At 40.2% G+C, this 25771-nt stretch carries 25 protein-coding genes; 10 read left to right on the top strand and 15 right to left on the bottom strand.

Features of this window, described 5'->3' with window-relative positions; all coding sequences use genetic code 11:
- Window positions 1-159: 159 nt before the first annotated feature.
- Complete coding sequence (locus tag MTBBW1_RS06390; RefSeq protein WP_080800776.1) at window positions 160-747, bottom strand: 5-formyltetrahydrofolate cyclo-ligase; 588 nt, start codon at window positions 745-747, stop codon at window positions 160-162.
- A gap of 270 nt (window positions 748-1017) precedes the next feature.
- On the opposite strand from MTBBW1_RS06390, the gene serS reads away from it, so the two are divergent.
- The 4 genes from serS to MTBBW1_RS06410 all read left to right on the top strand — a co-directional run bounded on the left by serS (window position 1018) and on the right by MTBBW1_RS06410 (window position 6750).
- Window positions 1018-2301 (top strand): serine--tRNA ligase, encoded by a 1284-nt coding sequence (serS, locus tag MTBBW1_RS06395; RefSeq protein WP_080800779.1) that lies wholly within the window; start codon window positions 1018-1020, stop codon window positions 2299-2301.
- Entirely contained in the window at window positions 2288-3793 is a 1506-nt protein-coding gene (gene thrC, locus MTBBW1_RS06400; protein WP_080800781.1) for a threonine synthase, read from the top strand. The genes serS and thrC overlap by 14 nt, the downstream gene beginning before the upstream one ends.
- A 28-nt stretch (window positions 3794-3821) precedes the next feature.
- On the top strand, window positions 3822-5711 hold the full coding sequence (locus tag MTBBW1_RS06405) for a LysM peptidoglycan-binding domain-containing protein (RefSeq protein ID WP_186441114.1): 1890 nt from the start codon (window positions 3822-3824) through the stop codon (window positions 5709-5711).
- A 274-nt stretch (window positions 5712-5985) separates the two neighbouring features.
- Entirely contained in the window at window positions 5986-6750 is a 765-nt protein-coding gene (locus tag MTBBW1_RS06410) for a tetratricopeptide repeat protein (RefSeq protein ID WP_080800787.1), read from the top strand.
- A 50-nt stretch (window positions 6751-6800) separates the two neighbouring features.
- Here MTBBW1_RS06410 and MTBBW1_RS06415 read toward each other — a convergent pair whose 3' ends face one another.
- From MTBBW1_RS06415 to MTBBW1_RS06440, 5 genes are all read right to left on the bottom strand, one after another.
- Window positions 6801-7802: a dipeptide ABC transporter ATP-binding protein gene (locus MTBBW1_RS06415; RefSeq protein ID WP_080800791.1), complete on the bottom strand. Its 1002-nt coding sequence runs from the start codon at window positions 7800-7802 to the stop codon at window positions 6801-6803.
- The gene (locus MTBBW1_RS06420; protein ID WP_080800793.1) at window positions 7795-8766 is read right to left on the bottom strand and encodes an ABC transporter ATP-binding protein; all 972 of its coding nucleotides are present in this window, start codon (window positions 8764-8766) and stop codon (window positions 7795-7797) included. The genes MTBBW1_RS06415 and MTBBW1_RS06420 overlap by 8 nt, the downstream gene beginning before the upstream one ends.
- Window positions 8767-8778: 12 nt before the next feature.
- Entirely contained in the window at window positions 8779-9678 is a 900-nt protein-coding gene (gene dppC / locus MTBBW1_RS06425) for a dipeptide ABC transporter permease DppC (RefSeq protein ID WP_080800796.1), read from the bottom strand.
- A 56-nt stretch (window positions 9679-9734) separates the two neighbouring features.
- Window positions 9735-10745 carry an ABC transporter permease subunit gene (locus MTBBW1_RS06430; protein ID WP_080800799.1) on the bottom strand — a complete coding sequence of 337 codons (1011 nt, stop codon included), beginning with the start codon at window positions 10743-10745 and terminating at the stop codon, window positions 9735-9737.
- 436 nt (window positions 10746-11181) lie between these two features.
- Window positions 11182-12777 (bottom strand): ABC transporter substrate-binding protein, encoded by a 1596-nt coding sequence (locus MTBBW1_RS06440; protein ID WP_080800805.1) that lies wholly within the window; start codon window positions 12775-12777, stop codon window positions 11182-11184.
- Between the two features lie 280 nt (window positions 12778-13057).
- Between MTBBW1_RS06440 and MTBBW1_RS06445 the strand changes: the two genes are divergently transcribed.
- Entirely contained in the window at window positions 13058-13513 is a 456-nt protein-coding gene (locus tag MTBBW1_RS06445; protein ID WP_080800808.1) for a ferritin-like domain-containing protein, read from the top strand.
- 4 nt (window positions 13514-13517) lie between these two features.
- A complete protein-coding gene (gene pylSn / locus MTBBW1_RS06450) occupies window positions 13518-13871 on the top strand; it encodes a pyrrolysine--tRNA(Pyl) ligase small subunit (RefSeq protein WP_080800811.1) in 354 nt (117 codons plus the stop codon).
- 817 nt (window positions 13872-14688) lie between these two features.
- On the opposite strand, the gene MTBBW1_RS06455 is transcribed toward pylSn, so the two are convergent.
- Complete coding sequence (locus MTBBW1_RS06455) at window positions 14689-15102, bottom strand: type II toxin-antitoxin system HicB family antitoxin (protein ID WP_080800814.1); 414 nt, start codon at window positions 15100-15102, stop codon at window positions 14689-14691.
- A 44-nt stretch (window positions 15103-15146) separates the two neighbouring features.
- Window positions 15147-15320, bottom strand: a complete 174-nt coding sequence (locus tag MTBBW1_RS27445) for a type II toxin-antitoxin system HicA family toxin (RefSeq protein ID WP_087881723.1) — start codon at window positions 15318-15320, stop codon at window positions 15147-15149.
- Between the two features lie 684 nt (window positions 15321-16004).
- Here MTBBW1_RS27445 and MTBBW1_RS06460 point away from each other — a divergent pair.
- A complete protein-coding gene (locus MTBBW1_RS06460) occupies window positions 16005-16517 on the top strand; it encodes a 3'-5' exonuclease (protein WP_080801144.1) in 513 nt (170 codons plus the stop codon).
- Here the strand turns inward: MTBBW1_RS06460 and cbiR are convergent.
- The 6 genes from cbiR to cobS form a co-directional block, all read right to left on the bottom strand.
- Window positions 16477-17433, bottom strand: coding sequence for a cobamide remodeling phosphodiesterase CbiR (gene cbiR, locus MTBBW1_RS06465; RefSeq protein WP_080800817.1), 957 nt, complete (start codon window positions 17431-17433; stop codon window positions 16477-16479). The genes MTBBW1_RS06460 and cbiR overlap by 41 nt on opposite strands.
- Before the next feature lie 78 nt (window positions 17434-17511).
- Window positions 17512-17967, bottom strand: a complete 456-nt coding sequence (locus MTBBW1_RS06470; protein ID WP_080800820.1) for a type II toxin-antitoxin system VapC family toxin — start codon at window positions 17965-17967, stop codon at window positions 17512-17514.
- A 2-nt stretch (window positions 17968-17969) separates the two neighbouring features.
- Entirely contained in the window at window positions 17970-18245 is a 276-nt protein-coding gene (locus tag MTBBW1_RS06475; protein ID WP_080800822.1) for a hypothetical protein, read from the bottom strand.
- Window positions 18246-18585: 340 nt separating this feature from the next.
- The gene (gene cbiB / locus MTBBW1_RS06480; RefSeq protein WP_080800826.1) at window positions 18586-19545 is read right to left on the bottom strand and encodes an adenosylcobinamide-phosphate synthase CbiB; all 960 of its coding nucleotides are present in this window, start codon (window positions 19543-19545) and stop codon (window positions 18586-18588) included.
- Entirely contained in the window at window positions 19542-20795 is a 1254-nt protein-coding gene (locus MTBBW1_RS06485; protein WP_080800829.1) for a pyridoxal phosphate-dependent aminotransferase, read from the bottom strand. Before MTBBW1_RS06485 ends, cbiB begins: the two co-directional genes overlap by 4 nt.
- Window positions 20796-20937: 142 nt before the next feature.
- Window positions 20938-21678, bottom strand: coding sequence for an adenosylcobinamide-GDP ribazoletransferase (cobS, locus tag MTBBW1_RS06490; protein ID WP_245809282.1), 741 nt, complete (start codon window positions 21676-21678; stop codon window positions 20938-20940).
- A 6-nt stretch (window positions 21679-21684) separates the two neighbouring features.
- Between cobS and MTBBW1_RS28185 the strand changes: the two genes are divergently transcribed.
- Window positions 21685-21882: a hypothetical protein gene (locus MTBBW1_RS28185; RefSeq protein WP_186441115.1), complete on the top strand. Its 198-nt coding sequence runs from the start codon at window positions 21685-21687 to the stop codon at window positions 21880-21882.
- Here the strand turns inward: MTBBW1_RS28185 and MTBBW1_RS06495 are convergent.
- Entirely contained in the window at window positions 21875-23080 is a 1206-nt protein-coding gene (locus MTBBW1_RS06495) for a radical SAM protein (RefSeq protein ID WP_080800835.1), read from the bottom strand. The genes MTBBW1_RS28185 and MTBBW1_RS06495 overlap by 8 nt on opposite strands.
- Window positions 23081-23603: 523 nt before the next feature.
- On the opposite strand from MTBBW1_RS06495, the gene MTBBW1_RS06505 reads away from it, so the two are divergent.
- Window positions 23604-24359 (top strand): DeoR/GlpR family DNA-binding transcription regulator, encoded by a 756-nt coding sequence (locus MTBBW1_RS06505; protein WP_080800839.1) that lies wholly within the window; start codon window positions 23604-23606, stop codon window positions 24357-24359.
- 39 nt (window positions 24360-24398) lie between these two features.
- The gene (locus tag MTBBW1_RS06510) at window positions 24399-25718 is read left to right on the top strand and encodes a BaiN/RdsA family NAD(P)/FAD-dependent oxidoreductase (RefSeq protein ID WP_222424000.1); all 1320 of its coding nucleotides are present in this window, start codon (window positions 24399-24401) and stop codon (window positions 25716-25718) included.
- The last annotated feature ends 53 nt before the right edge of the window (window positions 25719-25771 follow it).

Consider the following 25771-nt stretch of genomic DNA (forward strand, 5'->3'; position numbering starts at 1 on the left):
CCTGGTTATCCTGGTTCAGACAACTGCAATAACTTCTGAAAAAGCAATCAAATAAGCGGTGGTGTCCCAAATATGTTGATGAGCTCTTCACAAACCTTGATTCAGCAGGGCTTTCACAAAAAGAAATCAACACTTTTATGACACTATCCAAATAAGCTATCAGATTTTGAAAATTGTCCTCTTGTCTGTGATAATGATGTCCACATTGTATTTGCGGGAATCCATCTGTATGGCATCTACTATCTGCTCCTCAAAAGCAATGGATACCTTACGGGTGGTCTCTGGCAGCTTTGTAATAAGTTTGTTGTAAAAACCTTCTCCAAATCCAACCCTTCCACCTTTTTCATCAAAGGCAAGCCCTGGAATCAATGCAATATCAATTAAGTCCAGAGGTATCTTTTTGCATGTGGCAGGGTTTGGTTCAAGCACGCCTGCTTCTGTGGTAAGGAGGTCAGCATCGTAATCAGTAACACGCAGAAGCGTGATTGAATGTTTTGATTCTGAATATGCAGGCAGAACTATTCCTTTACCCACATCCAGGCTTGTGCGTATGATTTTTTCCGTTGGAATTTCACTGTTTCTGTTTATATAAAGCAGTGCCAGTTCAGATTCCAGAAAATTGGCAAAAGTTAAAAGGTTTGATTCAATTGCACTCTGCTTTTCTGCCATCTCTTCTTCTGTAAGAGTGGCAAGCCTCTCCATCACTTCATTTAATACACTTTTTTTGCTGTTTTTTGCATCACTCATAATTTTATATCCCCACTCATAAAATAATTTTTTGAAATATTATACAGCGTAAAACAATTGTCAATCATCAATTTCATTGACTGTTTTAAAATGCCATGATATTTTTTCCAGATTATTAAAATTAATGGCTTGGGAAAAAGCCTTAAATACCAAGGTTTATACTAATGATTTCAGTTAGTTAGGCTTTGATATTGTTAAAACCCGATTTTTGCACATCCATTAAATTTTGAAAAAAACAAATATTTGCATAACGACCAGACAGGGAAAAAAATGCTTGAAATAAAGTATGTTAGAGAAAATATCGACATGGTAAAAAAGGCCCTCGAAAGCAGGGGCGGCAAAGCTGATTTTGACACGTTCATTGAACTTGAAAAAAAACGAAGGGAGTTGCTCCAGGAAATAGAGGGGCTTCGTCATAAGAGAAATACAGTGTCAGATGAGATTGCTCAGATGAAAAAATCCGGAGAAAATGCAGAATCCCGGATTATTGAAATGCGACAGGTTTCAGAGAATATCAAATCTATTGACAGGGTTCTTTCTGAAACTGAGGAGTCCATAAACATATTTATGACAACCCTGCCAAACATTCCACACACTGATGTGCCATATGGATTGAGTGAGGATGATAACAGACTTGAAAAACAGGTCGGTACCCCTGCAACGTTTGATTTTGAAGTAAAGGCGCACTGGGATATTGGAGAAGAGCTTGGAATTCTTGATTTTGCAAGAGCCACAAAGATAACCGGAGCCAGATTTCCTCTCTACATGGGAAGCGGAGCAAGACTTGAAAGGGCTCTTATCAATTTCATGCTTGACATACACATCAACGAGCATGGTTTCACTGAGGTATTGCCTCCTTTTATGGTAAACAGAAAAAGCCTTACAGGTACAGGCCAGCTTCCCAAGTTTGAAGAGGATCTCTTTAAGGTTGAGGGCTGGGACTATTTCATGATTCCCACATCAGAAGTGCCCATGACAAATATTTACGCAGAGGAGATAATCCCTGAAAGCATGCTTCCCATAAGATTTACTGCATATACACCATGTTTTCGCTCGGAGGCAGGTTCCCATGGTCGGGACACAAGGGGGCTTATCCGTCAGCACCAGTTCAACAAGGTTGAAATGGTCAAATATGCCACCCCTGAGACATCATTTGATGAGCTTGAGTCTATGCTTGCAAGTGCTGAAACCATTCTTGAACGCCTTGGACTTCCCTATCAGGTCATTACGCTTTGTACAGGTGATATGGGCTTTTCTGCTACAAAGACATATGACATTGAAGTGTGGATGCCTGCACAGAACAAATACAGAGAGATATCTTCATGTAGTAACTGCGGTGACTTTCAGGCAAGACGGGCTGGGATAAAGTTCAGACGGGAAGGTGCAAAAAAACCTGAATTTGCACATACCTTAAACGGCTCAGGTCTTGCTGTTGGCAGATGCTTTGCCGCCATACTTGAAAACTATCAGCAATCTGACGGTTCCGTAAAGATTCCGGATGCACTTATTCCGTACATGGGGGGGCAAGAGAGTATAAATCATGAAAATAGATGATTTTCCAAATGAGATAGCTCCATTTCTCATACCGGAACCAAAAGGAGATCTTGTTTATGAGTGCCTTGGATGCTCCGGAATATACCCTATAAAGAAGCTTCTTTATGTATGCCCTGACTGTGGTTCTGTGCTGCTTATCACTAACCGGAAATTTGATGAGTTAAAAAAAACAGACGGTGCCACCTGGCAAAAGATTTTTGATTACCGGAGAATGCTCAATATCCCTGCTCTTAAGGGAATATACCGTTATCATGAACTCATAGGCCCCAATATCCCCATTGCATCTGTCATATATCTTGGAGAGGGGCACACACCTGTTGTTGAGGCAAACCAGCAGCTTCAGCAAAAAGCAGGAGCAAGATTCTACTATAAGAACGATGGTCAGAATCCAAGTGCCTCATTCAAGGACAGAGGAATGGCAAGTGCACTTTCATACATCAAGTATCTTATAGACTCAAAACTTGCTGAAAACATAATTGCAGTATGTGCATCAACAGGCGATACATCAGCGGCAGCGGCCCTCTATGCGTCATACCTTGCCCTTGAAATTACATCTGCTGTCCTTCTTCCCCAGGGAAAAGTGACCCCACAGCAGCTCTCCCAGCCACTTGGCAGTGGGGCACGGGTTTTTGAAATTCCCGGGGTTTTTGATGACTGTATGAAAGTTGTGGAAAAGCTTTCTGAAAATTACTCTGTTGCACTTCTTAATTCAAAAAATTCCTGGAGAATTCTTGGACAGGAGTCATTTTCATATGAAATTGCCCAGGATTTTGAATATGATATGAAAGATAAGGTTGTGGTTGTTCCCATAGGCAATGCCGGCAACATATCTGCTGTAATGAACGGTTTTCTAAAATTTCACATGCTTGGTATTATTAATCATCTTCCAAAAATTATAGGGGTGCAGTCAGAACATGCTGATCCTGTGTATCAATACTATCTTGAACCAGATTCAGACAAAAGGGTTTTCAGGCCGGTGAGTGTTAAACCCAGCGTTGCCCAGGCAGCAATGATAGGCAATCCTGTATCCATGCCAAGGGTGGTATCAATTACCAAAAAATATAATGAAACCGCAGGTCAGCAAAGTGTCTTTTTTGTACAGGTTACGGAGCAGGAGATCATGGACTGGGGGCTTTTAGCCAACAGAAACGGACATATTGCCTGCACCCAGGGTGGGGAGTGTCTTGCAGGTCTTGTTGGTGCCGTAAGAGAGGGTATCATAACTGATTCTGAATGTGCTATTCTTGATGCAACTGCACATGCCATAAAATTTTCAGGATTTCAGGATAAATACTACACCAAAACCCTTTCCGATGAATACAGGGTAGTCTCAAAACAGGAGCTTATAAACACCCCAATCCTGATGATGCCCGACAACCCTGAAAAAATTCCGGCCCAGGGCAAGCCTCTTGGTGAAGAGGACTTCAGGGTTTTTGTCGATGATATATGCCGGAAAATTGCAAGGGAGCTTGAACTTTCGGATAGTAAGTAAACCTGAAATAACAGAAACCTCTGGATTGATGATGAAAAAAACGGAAATATTATTCAGTGTATTTTTAATCGCTGCACTGTTAACAATATGTTCTGCTGCTCTTTTTTTCGGGTCAACCGCAACTGTAAACGCAAGCACAACAAAGCCCCGGGCAGAGATAGCTCCACAACTGCTTGAGACAGCCTACAAACGCTACTCCCTCTATCGCTACAAGGATAGTGAAATCCTGTGTGAACGATATACTGTAAAAAAAGGGGACTGGATTTATAAAATTTTCAGAACAAAAGGGGAGTTGTCCAGCGCTGATTTTCCTCTTTTTCTGAATATTTTTAAGGAAATAAACCCGGGCATAAAAAATATGGACAGCATCAATCCCGGACAAAAGATGCTTATTCCCCTGAAAAGAGTTAAAGCAGATGATTTTGTGGAAAGCACTCCGGGAATTGTTGATGTTCCGGTTATAAAACTGTCAAATATTCCAGAAAGTTTTGATCAGTTTATTATCCCCCATGATGTCCGTCAAGGAGACAAGGTATCTGATCTCATTCACAAATCATTTCTGGATAAGCACGGTGCCATATCACAGGAGGGTATATTTGCCTTTAAGCTCCTGAATCCTGCCGTTGAGTCACTTGATATTATCTTTGAAGGCTCTACCATAAATCTTCCCAAGCCCTCCATAGTTGAGCAGCCATGGTTTGTATCGCTTATGAATAGCAATGCACAAAAGGAGAATGGGGCAGTCCCATCTCTTTCAACCATACCACCGGATGTCAGCCAACCAGACCTTTCACTAACTGGAGAATCCTCTTTTGCCTCAATTACTTCTGACAGAAACGATTCAGAAGATAAAAAGTCAGCCGGCAATCCAAAAGAGAACAAAGATAGTCTGCCTGAAAAATCTTCTGAACAATCATCAGAGACTCTTCCTGAACCTGAAAACATCTCATCACAGACAAACAGCAACAAAGATAAGCAGGAACAACTTTCAGACAGTCAGCAGAGACAGTTTTCACCCTCTTTAAAACACCTGAAACGTCTTGCAAATCTTAATAATGGAAAGCTTATGTCAAGGGGGAAATACCACTTTCCAGGTGACGATGGCAAAGATACAGTGCTTGATCTTTCATTGACGCCGGTTATTAGATTGCAAGATGGCACACGCATACTTATTGTACCTGACAAACGACAGTTTGACTCTGTCTCAAAAAGTATTTCTCACTTCTGGCGCAAGGTCAAAATAATGGAGTTCAGTGAGATTGAGCAGGCATTAAAATCATACAACTCATTGAATATTATGTATGGAAACCATGACCGCAAGGCTGAAAATCAACAGGGGAAATCAGAGTCAACAAAGAGTAATAAAAAAGCATCAGACATCTCAAAAGATTTAACTGTCTCTCAATCTTCTCTTCCTTATATCCAGAGGACATACCTTCCCATACAGAATATAATACCGTTTTATCAAAAAGATGCTGTAAAAAAACTTCTTGAAATCACAAATTATAATTATATTCCTGAAACAGAAATTCAGCTTCCGGTGGATTCAATAACTATCAATGTAACAACAGGGCTTGTGTTAAGACCCGGAAAGCCGGATACTGTAATATTCTTCGGAAATGTTTATGGGGCAACCATTGATGCTTTCATGGAAAAAAACAAGGCCATTGTTATAAGTCTTCCCCCAACAGGCAATCTTTTTCAGATTGCAGGAACACTTTTTTCAGGCCTTGGAGCATCCCTGACCAGGAATCCTTCTTTTATTTCTCCATCAACGAGAAAGGCTGTCACAATATCAGGTCTTTATATTAATACTACAAACAGGGATGTTTTTGTCTCAGACACTCCCATGATTCTAAAAGAGGCCTTTGACTATCTGACCAAAAAACAGATTGCAATAGCAACCGTTTCAAAATAAATTCCTTTAACATATTAATTTATGGTATTCCAGATATAGAAGTTAACAAAGTAGAATTACTCAAAATCGACATCTTATTGCTTTTTCAGAAGTTATTGCAGTTGTCTGAACCAGGATAACCAGGATGGATAGGATGCTCAGGATAGATAATCCTGCCTTATCTTGTTAATCTTGGGAATCCTGATTCAGACAGTGTTGACAAGGCTTACAAGATCATAGGTGTCGACTTTGAGGAATTAAGCATGCCTGAAAATCCAATGGAGTTTTAAATACTATGAAAAAAAGCTGTATCCTGATGCTAATGATCTCTCTTATGCTCTCATCATGCTCTACATCTTCATCACCTAAAGTTGACCGTCACCAGAGTAAAATGGCCTCTGCAACCCGGGAACTTGGGGAAGCATATATGGCCCAGGGGAACTATACGGCTGCACTGAAAGAGTTCATAACAGCAGAAAAAGTAATTCCAAATGACCCATACCTTCAAAATGATCTGGGGCTTGCTTATATGGCCAAAAATCGTTTTGACCTTGCAGAAATACACTTCAAGAAGGCAATAGAGTTGAACCCTGAGTATGTGCCAGCAAAAAACAATTTGGGTTCTGCTTACCTGAAAGGTGAAAAATGGGATCTTGCCATAGAGTGTTTCAAGGAGATTTCAGACAATCTTTTATATGCAACTCCACACTATCCTCTTTCAAATCTGGGATGGGCATATCTTGGAAAAGGGGATATGAAGATTGCTGAACATTATTTTCAGAGGTCACTTAAGGAGCAGCCAGATTTTATCAATGCAATCCACGGACTTGCCACGGTATATATCATTGAATCAAATTTCAGCCAGGCTCTTGACCTTCTAAAAGAGGGGATCAAAAGAAACTCTCAAACATCTGCGGTTGCCATACTACATTCAGATATTGCAAAGGTATATGAAAGATATGGTAATTATAAAGAGGCTGACAGACACTGGAGAAAAGTGCTGGAAATTGCCCCCCAGAGCAGTTCCCTGGCCCAGGAGGCAAATAAAAAAATCAAGTAATAATTTTGTAAGAATCGGGCACTTTGTATGTCTCTGTGGTACATAGCGCTTTAGTGACTGTTGTTTATCAGCTTTTCTGCGTTATGGCAGGAGATCATCCTGTTGGCCACTTCCCTTAGATGGGGAGGCTTATGTTTGCAAATGTCTGTCATATAGGCACATCTTCTGTGAAAAGTGCATCCTGGTGGAGGGTTCAGTGGTGAGGGAAGCTCTCCGGAAAGGCGGATTCTTTTCTGCCTTGATTTTACATCCACATGGGGAGTTGCTGCCAGAAGGGCCATTGTGTAAGGATGAAGGGGTTTTTCAAAGATAACATTTTTATCTCCCTGTTCAACCGGCCTTCCAAGATACATCACCATGATATCATCTGAGATAAGCCTTACCACACTTAAATCATGGGAAATAAAAAGATAGGCCAGATTCATCTCATCTTGAAGATCCATCAAAAGATTAAGGGTCTGTGCCTGCACAGAGACATCAAGTGCAGATACAGGTTCATCTGCCACAACAATATCAGGATTTAGCATAAGTGCCCTTGCAACGGCAATCCTCTGCCTCTGCCCCCCTGAAAACATATGTGGATAGCGGTTATACTGCTCCTTGCTCAATCCCACCTTATCCATTATATGCAGGGCCTTTTCCCTCATCTGGGAAGCATTTAGATCAGTATTTATTTTAAGAGGTTCCTCAAGAATTGTTCCCACCTTTTTTCGGGGATTCAATGAACCGTAAGGATCCTGGAACACTATCTGTACCTTGCGTCTCAAAATTTTTTTATCTTTTTTGTTTCCCACTGCATTGATGCCACCTATGTGCAAGTTGCCTTCTGTAGGAGACTCAATCATTGTGATAAGCCTTGCAAGGGTGGATTTTCCGCAGCCTGATTCACCGACAACAGCCAGGGTTTTTCCTTTATTCAGGGTAAAGGATGCGCCGTCAAGGGCCTTAAGAGAGAGAGGCTTTTTTAAAAAACCTTCCTGGCTGACCGGATAGTATTTTTTTAAATTTTCTGCTTTAATAACGGGATATTGAGTAGTATCGACATCAGTCATATTGTGGAACTCCGTTTATCAATGGGAAATGGCACCGGACACCAATTGAATTTTTTTCTGAATACTTTGGCACAACCTCTTTGCACATCTTTTTTGCATGTTTGCAACGTGGATGGAAAAGGCAGCCATCTGGCCTGTCAAACTTGCCGGGAACAAGACCCGGAATTGTGGGAAGTCTCTTTGAGTTGATGTTTCTTTCAGGAAGGGCATTTAAAAGGGCTTCTGTATATGGATGGCAAGGGTTGGTAAAAATACGGTCAGAGCTGTTTTTTTCAACCACCTGACCTGCATACATTACAACTACATCCTCAACTGTCTCTGCAATAACAGCCATGTCATGGGTGATTAAAACCAGAGCCATATTTTTTTTCTGCTGAAGATCCATTATAAGCTCCAAAATCTGAGCCTGAATGGTCACATCAAGTGCAGTTGTGGGTTCATCTGCAATCAAAAGTCTTGGAGAACATGCAATGGCCATGGCAATCATCACCCTCTGGCTCATACCACCGGAGAGCTGATGGGGAAAGGTTCCAAGGCGATCTTCCGGTGCAGGTATTCCCACCTGTGAAAGCAGCTCTATTACCCTTTTGCGTCGCTCCTGCCGGGTTCCTCCCTCGTGTATTTTCAATGCTTCGCTTATCTGGTATTCAACTGTAAAACAAGGGTTCAGGCTTGTCATGGGCTCCTGAAAAATCATGGAGACATCCTTGCCTGTAATGCTTCGTCTCTTTTTTGCAGAAAGGGCCATAAGATCACTGTTGTGAAACATAAGCCTGTCTGCCTTTATTATACCAGGATAGGGTATAAGTCCCATCAGGGCAAGCTGGGTGACACTTTTCCCTGAACCGGACTCTCCAACAATACCTACAACCTTTCCTTCATCAACGCTTAGGTTCACCCCATCCACTGCCTTGAATCCGTCAAATTCAACAGAGAGATTTTCTATTTCCAGTAATTTTGTCATTGTAAGATCCCTTTACCTTTTCATTTTGGGATCAAGGGCATCCCTTAATCCATCTCCGGCAAGATTAAAGGCCAGAACAGTCAGCAGAATTGCAAGTCCCGGAAAGGTCACAACCCACCATGCCCGCTGGACAAACTGGAGAGAATTGGCAAGCATAGCTCCCCATTCCGGAGTTGGAGGCTGTGCTCCCATACCAAGAAAACCAAGAGCTGCGGCATCCAGAATTGCAGATGAAAAGCCAAGGGTTGCCTGTACAATAAGAGGTGCCATGCAATTGGGCAGAATAACCACAAACATCATCCTAAATGGACCTGCTCCGCTCACCCTTGATGATGTGACGTAATCCTTGCTTTTTTCTCCAATTACAGATGCCCTTGTAAGCCTTACGTAGTGGGGAAGCACAACAACTGCAATGGCAAGAATGGCATTCTGAAGGCTTGGCCCCAGAATGGCTACAATGGCCATTGCAAGCAGAAGGCTTGGAAGGGCAAGCATTATATCCATAAGACGCATTACAACTGTTTCGTAGAATCCACCAAAATATCCGGAGGTAATGCCCAGAAAGATACCCACAGCAAGTGAAAGCGTAACAACAATTACGCCCACAAAAAGGCTTAACCTTGCACCAAAGATAAGTCGGGAGAGAATATCTCTGCCAACATCATCTGTACCAAGAATAAACTCTGTTGTTCCTCCATCCATCCAGAATGGAGGTTGAAGGATTGCATCTCTGTATTGGGTAAAAGGGCTGTGTGGTGCAATGAGATTTGCAGAGATTGCAACAAGAATGGCTATACCTATAAACCATAATCCTGCAACAGCACCTTTGTTTTCACTAAAGTATTTCCAGAACTCCTTTAAGGGATGGGGAGGGGAAATGTTATTTTCAGCAATAATAGCAGTTTCATTCATATCTATAGTCTCTTTCCCGCAATTTAAACCTGATTATATCCTGAAGGTAAACATGATCAAGCTGTATGTCGTATTCTTGGGTTTACAATACCATAAAGAATATCAACAATGAGATTGACAAATATTACTAAGGAGGAGATCATTAGAATTCCACCCTGAACAACAGGATAATCACGTCTGTTTATAGCTTCAACAATCCATTTGCCTATGCCTGGCCAGGCAAAGATGGTTTCTGTGAGAATGGCACCTGCAAGGAGTACTCCTATCTGAAGACCAATAACTGTAATAACCGGAATCAGGGCGTTTCTTAAGGCATGTACCATAACAACACGTGATGGAGAAACTCCTTTTGCCCTTGCAGTACGGACATAATCTTCCTGAAGTACCTCAAGCATGGAAGACCTTGTCATCCTTGCAATTACAGCAAGCGGAATGGTGCCAAGTACAATTGAAGGGAGTATCAGGTGACTTAAAGCAGATTTGAATGCCCCAGGCTCATTGGAGCGCAGTGTGTCAATTAGCATAAAACCTGTGTCAGCATCAATCCAGAAAAGCGCTGATAGACGGCCTGACACCGGCGTCCATCCAAGCTGAACTGAGAAAAAGAGAATCAGAAGAAGTCCCCACCAGAAAATGGGCATGGAGTAACCGGTCAGGGAGATGCCCATAACAGAGTGATCAAAAATAGTACCCCTCTTTACACCGGCAATTACACCGGCGGGCAAACCAAAGATGATAGCAAATATTATGGCGCAGAAAGAGAGCTCCATGGTGGCAGGAAAAAGAGTTAAAAATTCTTTTAATACCGGCTTTTTTGTCACAAAGGATTTCCCAAGGTCCCCTTTAAATACGCCTGTAATATAATCAAAATACTGAACAGGAAGTGGTTTGTCCAGCCCCATTGCAGCTTTCATTTCAGCATGGCGCTTTGGATCAATACCGCGTTCACCTGCCCTTAATTCCACAGGATCTCCTGGTATAAGATGAACAAGGGAAAAAGTTAAAAGCGTAACTCCAATAAAAGCTGGTATGATTTGTAATAATCGTTTGGCAAGAAATTGAATCATAATATTGAGGTTCCATCATTTAGATTCTTGTCTCTGATTTTTCGCATATTTGCAAGAAAATCAAAAAATCCGGCATCTTAAAAGTAGTTATCCTAAAAAAAACTACAAGATTAAGATGAAAAGTTGCAAGGCGAAAATGGCGGGATAAAAGCATAAGGCAGGGTTTGCAGACTGCCTTTTTTATATGAAAGTCCCCGCAAATTGCTGTTTTTATAAAGACTTTCAACACTTCGATTGTGACGGTGAACCGCCATGTTGGTTATATGAAAATCTCCGTAACGGCCTGTTTTAAAAAAGACTTTCAACCCTTCGAATGTGGCGGCAATCCGCCATGTTGGTTATCAGAAAGTCCCCGTACTTTAAAGATCTTGGGGACTTTCATGCTTCGCTGTGGCAGATGGGTCTGCCATGGCCGTTATACTAAAAGCTTCTGTGTTTATTTGAGGTCAACCCCATAGAAAATATGACCGCCAAAAGGGTCAATTTTGTAATCAACCACATTTTGACTCATGGGTTCAAATACAACAGAATGTGCAATGGTAACCCAGGGCGCCTGCTCCTTGAAGATCATCTGAGCCTCTTCATAAAGCTTTGTCCTCTCCTCTATATTTGAGGTAAGTTTGGCTTTCTGAAGCAGATCATCAAATGGTTTATAGCACCAGCGTGCGCGGTTTGAACTTCCCACAGCATCACAACTGAGAAGTACAGCCAGGAAGTTATCAGGATCACCATTGTCTCCTGTCCATCCAAGCAATACTGTCTGATGCTCTCCATTCATTGAACGTTTAAGGTACTCTCCCCACTCATATGAAACTATTTTTGCCTTTACCCCAACTTTTGCCCAGTCTTCCTGAATAATTTCAGCCATTCTTCTGGCATTTGGGTTGTATGGACGCTGAACAGGCATTGCCCAGATATCTGTCTCAAAACCATCTGCATACCCTGCTTCAGCAAGAAGAGCCTTGGCTTTTTCCATATTATACTCATAATCTTTTACAGCATCATTATATGACCAGATTGTAGGCGGAATAGGGTTTTTGGCAATTTTTCCAGCACCCTGGAAAACAGCGTCAATGATGGCCTGTTTGTTAATGGCCATGCTCAATGCCTGACGTACCCTTGCATCTTTGAAATGATCCATTGTTACATTAAATGCAAGGTATCCAACATTTAATCCTTCCTGCTCCATAAGGTTTATGGCGGGATCGTTTTTCATCTGCTCAAGATCAGCAGGATTTGGATAAGGCATAAGATGGCACTCTCCTGCCTTGAGTTTTGCATAGCGTACAGATGCATCAGGTGTAATTGTAAAAACAAGCTTGTCTATTTTTGCACGTCCCTGCCAGTAAGTTTCGTTTGCAACATAGCGTATTGATGAATCTTTCTGATAGGATACAAATACAAATGGGCCTGTTCCAACAGGTTTCTGGTCAAACTCGTCAGGAGTAGAAGCCTTAAGCATATTGTCTGCATATTCAGCAGAATGTATGGAAGCAAAATCCATGGCAAGGTTTGCAATAAATGGGGCTTCTGGTTTTGTCAGGGTGAATACAACTGTATAATCATCCTTTTTTTCAATGGATTTAATAAGTTCCTGCATATTCATGCCGGTAAAGTATTCATAGCTTCCGCCTGATATTTTGTGATATGGATGGTTGGGATCCCTTTGACGGTCAAATGAAAAAATAACGTCATCTGCATTGAATTTACGTGTGGGTGTAAAAAAAGAGGTGGTATGAAAATCAACGTTTTCTCTAAGATGAAAAGTGTAAACAGTTCCATCATCAGAGACATCCCAGGAAGTTGCAAGACCAGGAACGATTTTAGTTGTACCTCTCTCAAAGTGCACAAGTTTGTCAAATATCTGTCTTGACGATGCATCAAAGGTTGTGCCAGATGTGTAGAGTGCAGGAGTAAAACCTTCGGGGCTTCCCTCTGAACAGTAAACAAATGTTTTGGCATGTACGGATGCGGTTAGCATGACCAGTGAAATTCCCACAGCCAAAGCGGTAACGCAGTTGCGCAATTTCATCTCAGATTCTCCTTTTTTAATAATTTTTTTTAAAAGAATGGATTTTTTGGCAGATTAACAGTTGCCTGCATGAAATAATGCATATAGAATTAAAACATAAATGTCAATGCTACTTTAATCCATACTTTGAGCATAAAAGTGTATTTCATAGAAGCAATGACACTTATTTGCTCTTTAAATATTACATGTAGATACAAAATTCAACCAATATTAAATAAATACCTTAACAATTTGAGCATCAACAAACATTCCATCAATCAGAAAGCATAAGGAGTAGATCATGAATTCAAATGACTATAAAGAGATAATACAATATGCCATCAACCTTGAAATTGAAGCTGAGATATTCTACACAAAGGTTGCGGAAAAAGTAAGTGATTCATATCTCAAGGAGATGTTCAAAGCCTTTGCCGGAGAGGAAAACAAGCACAGGGAAATTCTCACAAATCTGATGGTCAAGGGTGACGCTGGCGGCTTTTTTGGTAAGAGTAAGGATTACGGCATATCCTCAACAGTTGAAAAGCCAAGAATTACTGAAAAAATGACATTGGCTGATGCATTTGCAATTGCCATGAAAAACGAGGAAAATGCCATGAAAATGTATCATAAAATGGCTGATGACTGCAAGGACGACAAGATTAAAAAAGTATTTATAGATCTTGCAGAGATGGAAAAAGGTCATAAACATAAAATGGAGACATCCTATACTGAAGTGGCTTATCCTGAAGCGTGGTAATCTAATGTCGTCAGCAAAAAATTCTGTAAAAACCAAAACCAGGAAACGATATTACAGAAAACGCATCGAACTTTTCAGGCTTATTGATAAAATAAAATTATGGCCATCCAGAACAGGAGTCCTTCATGGGATTAAAACCATTGAAAAAAAAGGAAATATTGCCATTATAACAACCCATTGCAATAAAACCTTTGAGGTTAATAACTCCCGAAACAGCAGAGCTGCCAGACTCTTGAGAAATAAAATTTTTAATAAAGTCTGCGGAACATGCAAAATACCGGAATGGAAACTTGAGAAGTTTGATGCCACCCGTTTCAGTCGGAAAAGTGGCTCATTTTTAAATCAAACAAATGCTTGATTTGTTTTCAAAAAACTTTTAAATTAAACACTTTTGTATAACGTACATGGCTGATCAACGCCACAATCGAAGGGATGAAAGTCGTTTTAGAAACAGGCTGTTACCGAGACTTTCATATAAAAAACTCAAAGCTGACACCTATGATCTTTTGTGCTTTGTTAATAACTCAAAGTGGACACCTATGATCTTGTAAGCCTTGTCAACACTGTCTGAATCAGGATTCCCAAGATTAACAAGATAAGGCAGGATTATCTATCCTGAGCATCCTATCCATCCTATCCATCCTGGTTATCCTGATTCAGACAACTGCAATAACTTATGCAAAAGCAATAAGATGTCGATTTTGAGTAATAATGTCTGAATCAGGATACCCGAGATTAACAGGATAAGGCAGGATTATCTATCCTGAACATCCTTTCCATCCTGGTTATCCTGATTCAGACAAATAAAATAATTGCTGATAAATCAATACACGATGTCGTTTTTTAGTAATAAACAGGCATGTTGATTACGTATTAATCACCTCCAAATATAAAAACGATAGTCATTTTAACGGTAAAAAAGGAGAATGGATCGGATGTGATCATGCGGACTCTAAATCCGCACAGCCGGGTGCAACTCCCGGATTCTCCGCCACAAACCATTTCATGAGATTCCTGAATATTCCAAGGCTCTTGTGATTTCAAGATTATAATGACTTTTTTGTTTCTGTTTGTTCCAAATATACGCTGCCCAATGTCCCTTGAAATTATCCTTTCTTGTGAACCTCACTTGCTGTTTGGATTTCAGACAGTTCAGATGCTGGAGAAATAATTCATTAATGGGCCTCAACATTTTGCTGCAAATGGCTTTCAACCGCATTACAGATGAACTTTGATCGATCAAGTCCCTTTCGATTTTTAAGAAATTCACCGACTCTATCCAATAAATCAACAGGAATCATAACATTAATCCTTTTTTTGGGTCGATACGCTTCCATTGCCTTTTCTGCTGGCATTACAGGAAAGACAAGCTCACCGTCTTTTGCCTCTGCCTGAATTTCTTCATATCCTCTCGGGTCACCATATTCACGTCCCTTTCTACCAAGTACCATCATGGCACTCAAGGCATCAATCGCCATTTCAATTGCTTCATCGACAGTTTCTCCGCAAGTGTTCACAGACGGTGCATCAGGGAACCTGACACTCCATTGACCATCCTCTTGAAAAAAGATACCGTAATATCGAACCATAACAACTCCCTTTAAATTCTAAGGGGCATTTTGCTCCCCCTCCCTTATTTGTCTGCTTGTTTCAGGATTGTTTTTGCCAATCCTTCACCGATCTTTGAGTGTCTGGGAACTGTGAATCTGTAACCGTTTTTGCTTTCCCAAACTTCATGACCAGAACCTTGACATATGAGGAAAGCCCCTTTTTCCTTGATCTTTTTAATCAGCAGATTCTTTTTCATGTGCATTCCTTCTTTCATAAACAAAATATATACATGTATGAAAATATCGCCAAGTATTTTGTGTGTGTATGTAAAAAATATCTGATCAAAAGATCTTTTTTTTCCTTATATGAGTATGGAAGTTATTATTGCATTACGCTGAAACCACAGTATCAATCATTTTGTCAAAATTCTCACTCACTTTTTTCTCGAAATCCAAGTTCATGGCAAAAATATCTGTGAACTCGGCAAATGTCCATCTGCCATATTGCCCGTTGTTGTGGGTGCTCGAAGAATTTATTGTTCATTTGGCGTTCCCAACAATATAAAATGTTTTAAAGATAGAGATTCTGTTAGTAGAGTTAAAATAATTGGGTCTCTAAAAAATATATGAGCAAAACAAAGACTTTGTTTACATTTAAATTCGAATGACGTAATAAAATACGCATTGACTGTCAAGATTATTCTGCACAAAAGAACATATTCGTTCTATTGTGGAGCGTGAGTGTGTCATTTTTGATAAGAAGAAGGTTGGAAAGCAAGTGTGGGAGCACTACACTGAAACCTACGACTATTTTCAAAAGTTGCATGATGCGGGGTATTTATCAGACACAATATAAAACGTACATGGCGGATGCCCGCCACAATCGAAGAAATGAAAGTTGTTTTAAAAACAGCTATTTATTGAGACTTTCATATAAAATTATGAAAATTATAAGACCAAATATAATTGATGTTGAAGCATCCGGCTTTGGACCGGAAAGTTATCCCATTGAAATAGGTTTTGTCACGACTTCCAGAAAACGCTACTCTACATTGATTATGCCGCATGAAAACTGGAACCACTGGGATCCGGAATCTGCCAGAATTCACAACATAACAAGGGATCTGCTTAATAGACACGGCAGACCGCTGGGTGAGGTTGCAGAGTATCTCAATAAAATTTTCAAGGGTGAAACTGTTTACAGTGACGGATGGGTGGTGGATAAACCCTGGATTGACAGGCTTTTTTATGAGGCAAACGCCCAAAGGCTTTTTTCGGTCAGTCCCTTAGAGCTTATTCTGAAGGAAGATCAAATGGAGATCTGGCACAGAATAAAAATTGAAGTAATAAAGCAGCTTAAAGCTGAAAGGCACAGGGCAAGCATTGATGCCTATGTAATACAGGAGACTTTTGTCAGAAGCCGGAAAATTCTGTCAGATCACCAAGGTATTTAAGGGAAGCAGAAAGATCTTCATAATTGAAAACTTCAAGGGAAACAACCCCTGTAAACTCCTTTAGAACATTCAATGTCTCGGCAATTTTGTTTTGCGGAGTTTTGTCAAGGGCTTGATGATCCTTTGGAAATTTATTTGTAGGTGCTGGCAAATAATCTGTGTCGTCTGGCAAAATTCCGGAAAAGGCTTCTTCTCTATTGGAAAAATCAACACCATGCAGATGAACAAGGGGAATTTTGTCTCTGTATTTTTTAAAAACAGCATCAATGCTGTAACCATATTTTATAAGATGACCTGCATCCACACATACTGACATACCGCAGGCATCAATTATGCCATCCAGATATTCAAAGGGATAATCAAGGGTCTCAATGGATATGGCAGAAGTATCAGTAAGGCTTTTCGCCAGATGCGACAGACTCGCAAAGGCCATTTCCCTCCATCGGACAACAGTTTGGTCATTCACATCATTATAATTGCATTTTTTTTTCCTGCCAGCGTATGAATCTGAATTGAAATCAAGATGAAGTGTGTGGGTGGTGGGAGATAAAAGGGCGCATAGCTCCAGCACACTCCTGATTGTATCAGATGCCTTTCTGCGAAGAGCAAAAGAGCTGTCTGTCATGGAGATATCAACCGGAAGGTGAATGTTGTACGTTATATCAAACTCCATGGACAATTCCGCAAGCTCTTTAATTTCAACAGGGGAGGGGAGAACATCAATTGCCTTGCCATTCAGGATAAATGGTCGGCTTTCAAAAAAAAGAAGCTCTATCTCGTCAAAAAAGGGAGCAAGTTTTATCACATTGGGGATTATTTTGTCAGGATATATAAAAGATGTTGTTGAAAGCCTAAATGGTAATTTTGTTTTTTTTATGGATTGAAGTGGAGTGTGTAAATTTTCATTGAGTCCCATCTTTTTTTCCTTAAGGAAATAAATTAACCATTTATGGCAATATCTTTGTTTGATAGATTGTTTGTATAGATATATATTTTACCACCAACACTCAGTTTGAAGTTCCGGTTTATGTTTGCTGATTTTATGGTATATCTCGTCTCCACTTACAACTATACATCCTTCATAAAGAGCGGTACTGGCAATCATAATATCAATATTGAACTTCTTGATATTCTCCCGACTAATCTTTCCTTTTTGTTTCAAAGTGCATTTTATCTCACCATACAAATAAGCCATATCCTCTCGAATCGGTAGGCTGGAAAAATTTGAACGATACTTGAGGTGTTCAAGCGTATTGCGAAGCTCTTGCTTCTTTAGGAGATCGGAAGTATTGGTAATACTGTATTCTAATTCAAAAAAAGTTAAAACAGAGACAAATAGTTGGTCAGAATCCTGTAATATTCTCAGTTTTTTTAAAATTGAAATCTTTTCAGATCTTTGTTTGTTATGATATAAAAGAGATATAGCGTCGGCATCAAAAAGGTATTTCATAACTATACTTCATTATCATTTTTAAAATGGAAATCTTCTCGGAACTCTTTGGATTGCTTTAAAAAATAGTCCCCCACCCCGTTATCCATGAAATCTATATTTTCCATTTCCTGAGCAAGTTGTTCCCATTTGTTTTGTTTTTTTGATGGTTTGTTTTTGATTTCGGGTTTCACCTTAAGTATAATAGTGAAATTAGTTTCAGGGCTTTCCTTTGATTTCTGTAGCCAAGGGAGAGGAATATCTTTTCCCTTGATATTATCAAGCACAGTCGTCGGCATCTCTTTTTCCTTTTTTTTATATGAAAGTCTCAGTAAGTGGCTGTTTTTAAAATGACTTTCATCTCTTCGATTGTGGCGTGAATCCGCCATGTACGTTTATATGGTTTCAAGCTTCAAGGATATCGTAAGTATAAGGTTATTTACTCAAAATCGACACCTATAATCTCTTGAGCCTTGTCAATAGTGTCTGAATCAGAGAAACCCAAGATTACAAGATAAGCCATGATTATTATCCTGAACATCTTTTTTATCCTGGTTATCCTGATTCAGACAAATTCAAGAGATGGAAAAAAGTAATAAGATGTCGATTTTGAGTATTTATCTGGAAATCTATATTAAATTACATCATAAAAACGCAAGTTAGAAGAGAAATAAGAGAAGAGAGCAGCATAAGATCACAGGCCATCCTTATTTTACCCCTGTCAGGTGAAGGAAACTGGCTGCCAAGGTAAGGTTTTTCAACAAGAGAACCATGATAATAGTTGGGGCCTCCAAGTTTTACAGAAAGTGCTCCTGCAAAAGCTGCCTCCGGAAATCCGGAGTTGGGACTTTTATGAAAACGACCTTCTTTAATAGATGTTTTCCATGCCCTTATACCTCTTGCTCCTCCAGGTAAAGACAAAAGAGATGCAGCAATGGAGATAAAAACAACAGATAAACGGGCAGGAATGAAGTTTGCTAAATCATCAATTTTTGCAGATGCCCTTCCAAAAAGTATATATTTTTCGTTTTTATATCCAACCATTGAATCCAGGGTATTGACCATTTTATAAGCCACAGCCATAGGTACCCCACCTACAATTGCAAAAAAAAGAGGTGATAAAAAACCATCCACAAAGTTTTCGGCAACAGTCTCCACAGTAGCTTTGACAACTCCTGTCTCATCAAGATATTTTACTTCTCTTCCCACAATCATGGATACTTTGAGACGTCCAGCTTCAACTCCTTGTTTTTCAAGGGCATCTCCAACTTCTGATGCAGCTTTTTCAAGGGTTCTTGCAGAGATGCAGAAAAACATCAGAATGACCTGAACAACTCCTCCTGCCACTGGATGAATTAGTGAAAAAAGTAAAATCACAAAATATGCAGCTCCCCATGCAGAAAAGATTAGAAACAGAGCAAAAAGCAATCCGGAGAAAAGCTCCCCGTTGATCCATTTTCTAAATCGTGGTTCAAAAAAAGAGATGGCATTGCCCATCCACACCACAGGATGAGGCAGAACCCGAGGATCTCCAAACAAAATATCCAGAAAACAGGCAGTAACAATAATTATAGAAAAATCATACGAAATATCCATCATGAGGTCACTTTAGAATCCTTTGCACAGCATAATTTTAAAATATCCGCAAGTTTCTGGTTACTATCCCTGTCCCGTAAAGAAAATCTTACAAAACTATCAGACAGACCATCAAAATTTGCACAATCCCGTATAAGAATTTTATGCCTGCCCAACTCGTCGCAAAGCTCATGTGATTTAAGTGTTCCTGTCAGTTTTGCAAGCAAAAAATAGGTTTCTCCAGGATAGATATCAAGTTCCAGACCTGCAACAGCATTAAGGCTATCTGTAAACAACTGTTTCTCCTGTTGTACAAATCGGCGGGTGGTCTCAAGAAATGGAGCTATCAGGGCACTATTTTCAAGTATATGCAGTACTGCTGCCTGGGCAAGGGCATTTACAGACCATGGCTGATAAAATGTCATTATTTGCTCTGTCACAGAAGGGTCAGCGCAGAGAAAGCCGGTTCTCAAACCCGGAATTCTGAATATCTTTGACATGGATGATAGAACAATCAGGTTGGGATATCTGGTTTCAGAAACAAGGGATATATTTTCAGCATCAATGACAAAGGGAAGATAGGACTCATCAATAATGAAAAAGACATCAGGATGCTCTTTTAATAGCGAGATAAGGTCATCATGTTGAATAAGAGCGCCTGTGGGGTTGTTGGGGTTACAGATAAAAACCGTATCAATTTTATGCTCTTTGGCATGGGAATGCAATTGTGTATTTTTATGATTTAGTGTGTCTGATGATGTCAATGACTCTTTTGAAGCACCTATTGAAGTACCTATGGAAGCGTCTATTGAAGAGTCACCTGTGTTTTTTGCAGCTCCTCTGCTTCTTGCTATACGCCTGCTTAGGGCTTCAATATCTGGTTTGAACATATTAGATTCGTCTGCCATTAAAAAATCCAACGGCACATGATGCATTTTGCAACCGTCCCTGTAATCAGCATAGGTAGGCCCTGCAATGAGAACTCCCTTGGAGCCAAGGGCAAGCGGCAGGGTATAAATAAACCATGTGGTGCCGTTTCCGCCAATAACCCTGTTAAAAGGAATATCGTAAACCTTGCTGAATGCTGTAACCATATCCCTTGCATCTGGCTGTGGAAGAGATCTCACAGCAGCAATGTTGTTTGCAATAAAGGCTTCAACACCTTCGGGAGGCCCCAGGGGGTTGATGTTGCTGCTCATGTCTATTATTTCATCAATGGAGCAATGGTTCTGTTTTGCCAAATCCTGAACATTACCCCCGTGACCTGTAATCATTATTTTCAAACTCCTGTGGTTTAAACAGACAATATAACGTACATGGCGGATGCCCGCCACAATCGAAGAAATGAAAGTTGTTTTAAAAACAGCTATTTATTGAGACTTTCATATAGAGGTAAATGGCGGATAACCGCCACAATCAAATAGCCATTCCTGCTGCAAGAAACATTACAGATTCAGTGACTTCTGTCATGGCTCCCAGCATATCTCCGGTAATGCATCCCATTTTTCTGCTGTAAAAAAAAAGAATCAGGGATACACATAGGACAAAACAAATATTCAGGATAATCCCTCTGAATCCCAGAAACAGGGATAAAAAGATCGGAACTGAAATCCAGATAAAATGGGCAAGAGGCAGTCGTTTCTCAAAAAGATCATGGCCTGTTCCTGTTGATTCTCTTCCATATTTAAAATAACGGATGCCAAAAAGCATTCCCGCTCTTGAATAGGCAGGGATCACAAGAAGGAGCAAAGCAACATCAAGGCCGGAACAGAGATCCTTTAAAGAATAGATACCGGCAATTTTTATGGCAAAAGACCAGAAAACAGCAACAAGCCCCATCATGCCGATTCTGCTGTCTTTCATAATTTCAAGTGCCCTCTCTCTGGATCTGTGGCTGAAAAGGCCATCTGCTGCATCTCCAAGGCCGTCAATATGGAAAGCTCCTGTCAATGCCACCAAAACAAGAACATCAATTAGGGCAACAACAGGTGTCTGCCAGAAAATGGATGCAATAAGATCAGCGCACAGCACTATAAAGCCAAGAATCAATCCCACCACAGGGAAAAAACGAATCATTCCTGTTGGGGAAAACTCACCCCCCTTTCCTGCCGGTAAAATGGTTATGAACATTATGGCAGAGCGTAAATCTCTCCACAAAGTTCCATGACGGCTGTGATCAAAAGAATTTTCCGGTTTTTTTATTCTGTTTACAGAAGATATTTTTTGATGCTTGTTGCTGTTGCTGTTGCTGTTGCTGCTGTTGCTGTTGCAGCTGCTGCTACTACTATTACCATTTTTGCCGTTGCTATTGCTGCTACTGCTATTACTACCATTACTACCATTGATGGTATTATTATTTGACTGTATGATAAAAAACCCCTCTCTTCTGCTTTACAGAAGCAATCTCTCCTTTTTGTTCAAGGGTGGAGATATATTTGTTTATTTCAGTTATTCGACTGCCTGTGACTTTTGATAGATCATCTGCGGTGCATGGTCTTCTGTGTATGGTTTCAAGAATTGCTGATTCCATGTCCTCTCTGTATGAGCTGATTTTTTTTCGATCCCTTCCGGCAGCTATTATTTCAACATTGAGACTTTTGTCATTTCCTGGGTTGTCACCATCTGATTCACTCTCCGGTGTTTCATAACTTGAAAGGAATGACTTAATCTGTTCAAGCTCGTTGAAAGAAGCCGGAGTAATTCCTGAGACAGCCCCTGGCCTGTCAAGGGTATTTATCTGTATAACATCAGGAGCTATCTTAATGCAGGCATCTTTTAATGCTGTCAAATCTTCAGGTGAATCATTGATACCATGCAATATTAATATTTCAAGGGCAATTTTTCCATTTCTGACAGAGAAATTCACATCTGAAGATGAGGAAGATGCTTTATCTCCTGAGTTCAATGATAATAATTTATCATTGAATTTCAAAGATGCTGCCTTGTCATCTGATCCCAAAGAGTTTGTTTTGTCATCTGAGTCAGAGCAGGATGCGTTGTTTTCCTGGCATGGGAAAGTTTTATTTTCATCAGATAACGAACTTTTCTTCCTGCGAAATGCTTTGTACATTGAAGTAAAATCCACAAGGCCATTAATGTAATCCTTAATATCTATATTTTTGTGGGGACGATTTACAGCTTTGAAGGTTGAAGAAATGGCTGCATCAAGGGATGGCATTACAAGATCAGCTTTCAGCAGGGAGTTTCGTACCTCTTTTTGATTTAAAAGGGTGCCGTTGGTAAGAACAGCAACAGAGATGTTAGGCTTGCGTTTTTTAATAAAGTCAATCACTCTCCCGATATTAATATTCAGGGTTGGCTCCCCTGAACCTGAAAAGGTTATATAATCGGGATCAGGATGATTGTCAAAATAGTGCCCAAGTTCTTTTATTACCCATTCATGTGGGACATACGCTCTTCTTTCGAGTGTCAGTTCAGTTGTTTTTCCGCACTCGCAATAGATGCAGTCCAGAGAACATATCTTGTGGGTTACAAGATCAACACCAAGTGAAATCCCAAGACGCCTTGATGGAACCGGGCCAAAAAGATATTTATACATTTTCTTTACCCTCCAGGGGGGGTTTTAAGGTTTGATTTTAGGGTAAACCGTCATGACAGTAGAGACAAGGCATGCCTTTTCTTTACCGCTACCCCCGAATATGAAAATTTGTATCCATTTTCACGGTAAACATTCATGGCCAAATGATATTTCTGTCCCCCCGAATATGGAAAATTGTATCCATTTCCACGGTAAACGGTCATGGCTGTCATCCAGCCACCCCCGAATATAGAAATTTGTATCTATTTCCACGGTAAAAAACGGGCTTAAACTAACAATCACCTTCAGCAAAATCAAGTAAAAAGCCTTAAGTTACATGTTAAAAAGAGATGCAACTATTTCAAGTTGCTTTACAATATGCCGGAATATTGATAATGCATTGGGTGTACAAACGACCTGTAAAAAAAGATTTTCGGCATCTTTCATACAATCTCAAAGACTTTGATACTTTTTGGAAAGCCAACCCGAAATTATCTAAAATCATCATTTTTTTTAAGACTTCAAGGAAAAAGCAAAACCCCAAATGAATCAGAACAGGCAAACCAAAATACTTGAGAAAATTCAGGCCCTGGGATTTGTATCCATTGAGGATCTTGCCAGGGAATTCAGAGTAACACCCCAGACAATACGTCGGGACATCAACCAGCTAAGCCAGCAGGGACTTGTAAAGCGATATCATGGTGGAGCAGGACTTGCCACAAGTGTGGAAAATATTGGTTATTCAGCAAGGCAGATTCTATGTCTTGAGGAAAAAAGAGCTATTGCAGTAAAAGTTGCAGAGAGAATTCCCAACAGAGCATCTCTTTTCATCAATATCGGAACAACCACCGAAGAGATTGCAAGGGAACTTCTTAAAAAATCGGGACTGAGAGTAATAACAAATAACCTCAATGTGGCTGTGATGTTAAGCCGCAATCCAGATATTGAAATATTCATGGCAGGAGGTGTGGTCAGAAACCGTGACTGTGGAATTACAGGCCCTGCAACCCTGGACTTTATCCGCCAGTTCAGAGCTGATTTCTGTATTATCGGCATAAGCGGAATTGGTGAAAATGGAGATCTGCTGGACTTTGACTATCGGGAGGTGAGAGTTTCAAGGGCAATAATTGACAATTCTGAAAGGGTGCTTCTTGCTGCTGATCACACCAAGTTTGGCAGAAGTGCAATGGTGCGCCTTGGACACATCTCAGATATCCATGAACTTTTTACAGATAAAAATCCTCCAAAAAAAATGAACAGGCTCTTTAAGGAACATGGAGTACAACTTCATGTTACGTAAAGTTATGGTATGTTCATTGTTTATTGAGAATTTAAGCTCATGAGTCTCAATATAAATAAAGCTGATGTAGTGATTGTCGGAGCCGGTGCTTCAGGTCTTATGTGTGCCGCCGTTGCAGGGCAACGCGGCCGAAAGGTTCTGGTTCTTGATCATGCAAAAAGAGCGGGAACTAAAATTTTGATGTCTGGCGGAAGCAAATGTAACTTTACCAACTATGAAATAAGTGCTAGAAACTATTTTTCCAACAATCCCCATTTTTGTAAGTCAGCCCTTAAACAGTTCAGCCAGTGGGATTTCATTGAGATTATAAACCGCTATAATATCCCCTTTGAAGAGAGAGAGCATGGTCAGCTTTTTTGTATCAACAGCGCTGTGGATATCCTTGATATGCTGCTGGCTGAATGCAAAAAAGGCTTTGTGGAATTCCAGATGAACTGTGCCATCAATGATATTGCACTGTGCTGCAATAATACACAATTTTTTGAATCAATGACCTCAGAGCATGGGAATCAAAATGAAAAATCTCATTGCAAGGGTGTAGATAATGCAATCTCTCATTGCAAGGGTGTGGATAACGCAATTGATAGCATTCACAGTGGTTTTAATATATCAACCGACAAAGGTATATTTTATGCAAAATCCCTTGTTATTTCAACAGGAGGCCTTTCCATACCATCTTCAGGAGCTACTCCATTTGGCCTTAAGACAGCAGAGAAATTTGGAATAAGTATTGTACCTCCACGTGCAGGGCTTGTTCCCTTAACGCTTCAGCCCGGGGACAAAAAGATTTTCTCTGACCTTTCCGGAATAGCTCTTGAAGCATCTGTAATATGCACAAAGCACACATTTAGGGAAAATATTCTTTTTACCCATCGTGGATTAAGCGGACCTGCTATTTTACAGATATCTTCATGCTGGAATCCGGGAGATGAGATCATGATCGACCTGCTTCCGGATCTAAATCTTTTTGAGCTGCTTGTGGAACAGAAAAAAAGAAATCCCAACAAAAAATTAAAAACCGTTTTGTCAAAAATTCTTCCTAAACGTCTTATTTCTGCTTTGCTTCCTGTCTCTCTGGAAGAGAAATCACTTCAGGAAATATCCCTTAAAACGTGTGGGGATGTCTCAAATATGCTTCAAAAATGGAGACTTAAACCTGGTGGCACAGAAGGCTACAGAACCGCTGAAGTGACCCTTGGCGGGGTTGATTGCAATGAAATCTCTTCAAAAACCATGGAGAGTAACAAGATTAAAGGGCTTTTTTTTACAGGCGAAGTTCTTGATATTGCAGGTTGGCTGGGGGGCTATAATCTTCAATGGGCCTGGTCATCAGGATGGTGTGCAGGCCAGACAGTATAGTGGTTCTTCAGGTTTAAACTGTCGGCTTTTTTAAGACCGTATAAGAACAATGG

Source organism: Desulfamplus magnetovallimortis, from assembly GCF_900170035.1.
GTDB lineage: Bacteria > Desulfobacterota > Desulfobacteria > Desulfobacterales > Desulfobacteraceae > Desulfamplus > Desulfamplus magnetovallimortis.

Bases quoted from the DNA above. Each gene is read 5' to 3' on its own strand.
- MTBBW1_RS06390 (WP_080800776.1), bottom strand. From the start codon at position 747: ATGAGTGATGCAAAAAACAGCAAAAAAAGTGTATTAAATGAAGTGATG.
- serS (WP_080800779.1), top strand. From the start codon at position 1,018: ATGCTTGAAATAAAGTATGTTAGAGAAAATATCGACATGGTAAAAAAG.
- thrC (WP_080800781.1), top strand. From the start codon at position 2,288: ATGAAAATAGATGATTTTCCAAATGAGATAGCTCCATTTCTCATACCG.
- MTBBW1_RS06405 (WP_186441114.1), top strand. From the start codon at position 3,822: ATGATGAAAAAAACGGAAATATTATTCAGTGTATTTTTAATCGCTGCA.
- MTBBW1_RS06410 (WP_080800787.1), top strand. From the start codon at position 5,986: ATGAAAAAAAGCTGTATCCTGATGCTAATGATCTCTCTTATGCTCTCA.
- MTBBW1_RS06415 (WP_080800791.1), bottom strand. From the start codon at position 7,802: ATGACTGATGTCGATACTACTCAATATCCCGTTATTAAAGCAGAAAAT.
- MTBBW1_RS06420 (WP_080800793.1), bottom strand. From the start codon at position 8,766: ATGACAAAATTACTGGAAATAGAAAATCTCTCTGTTGAATTTGACGGA.
- dppC (WP_080800796.1), bottom strand. From the start codon at position 9,678: ATGAATGAAACTGCTATTATTGCTGAAAATAACATTTCCCCTCCCCAT.
- MTBBW1_RS06430 (WP_080800799.1), bottom strand. From the start codon at position 10,745: ATGATTCAATTTCTTGCCAAACGATTATTACAAATCATACCAGCTTTT.
- MTBBW1_RS06440 (WP_080800805.1), bottom strand. From the start codon at position 12,777: ATGAAATTGCGCAACTGCGTTACCGCTTTGGCTGTGGGAATTTCACTG.
- MTBBW1_RS06445 (WP_080800808.1), top strand. From the start codon at position 13,058: ATGAATTCAAATGACTATAAAGAGATAATACAATATGCCATCAACCTT.
- pylSn (WP_080800811.1), top strand. From the start codon at position 13,518: ATGTCGTCAGCAAAAAATTCTGTAAAAACCAAAACCAGGAAACGATAT.
- MTBBW1_RS06455 (WP_080800814.1), bottom strand. From the start codon at position 15,102: ATGGTTCGATATTACGGTATCTTTTTTCAAGAGGATGGTCAATGGAGT.
- MTBBW1_RS27445 (WP_087881723.1), bottom strand. From the start codon at position 15,320: ATGAAAAAGAATCTGCTGATTAAAAAGATCAAGGAAAAAGGGGCTTTC.
- MTBBW1_RS06460 (WP_080801144.1), top strand. From the start codon at position 16,005: ATGAAAATTATAAGACCAAATATAATTGATGTTGAAGCATCCGGCTTT.
- cbiR (WP_080800817.1), bottom strand. From the start codon at position 17,433: ATGGGACTCAATGAAAATTTACACACTCCACTTCAATCCATAAAAAAA.
- MTBBW1_RS06470 (WP_080800820.1), bottom strand. From the start codon at position 17,967: ATGAAATACCTTTTTGATGCCGACGCTATATCTCTTTTATATCATAAC.
- MTBBW1_RS06475 (WP_080800822.1), bottom strand. From the start codon at position 18,245: ATGCCGACGACTGTGCTTGATAATATCAAGGGAAAAGATATTCCTCTC.
- cbiB (WP_080800826.1), bottom strand. From the start codon at position 19,545: ATGATGGATATTTCGTATGATTTTTCTATAATTATTGTTACTGCCTGT.
- MTBBW1_RS06485 (WP_080800829.1), bottom strand. From the start codon at position 20,795: ATGATTACAGGTCACGGGGGTAATGTTCAGGATTTGGCAAAACAGAAC.
- MTBBW1_RS28185 (WP_186441115.1), top strand. From the start codon at position 21,685: ATGACGGCTGTGATCAAAAGAATTTTCCGGTTTTTTTATTCTGTTTAC.
- MTBBW1_RS06495 (WP_080800835.1), bottom strand. From the start codon at position 23,080: ATGTATAAATATCTTTTTGGCCCGGTTCCATCAAGGCGTCTTGGGATT.
- MTBBW1_RS06505 (WP_080800839.1), top strand. From the start codon at position 23,604: ATGAATCAGAACAGGCAAACCAAAATACTTGAGAAAATTCAGGCCCTG.
- MTBBW1_RS06510 (WP_222424000.1), top strand. From the start codon at position 24,399: ATGAGTCTCAATATAAATAAAGCTGATGTAGTGATTGTCGGAGCCGGT.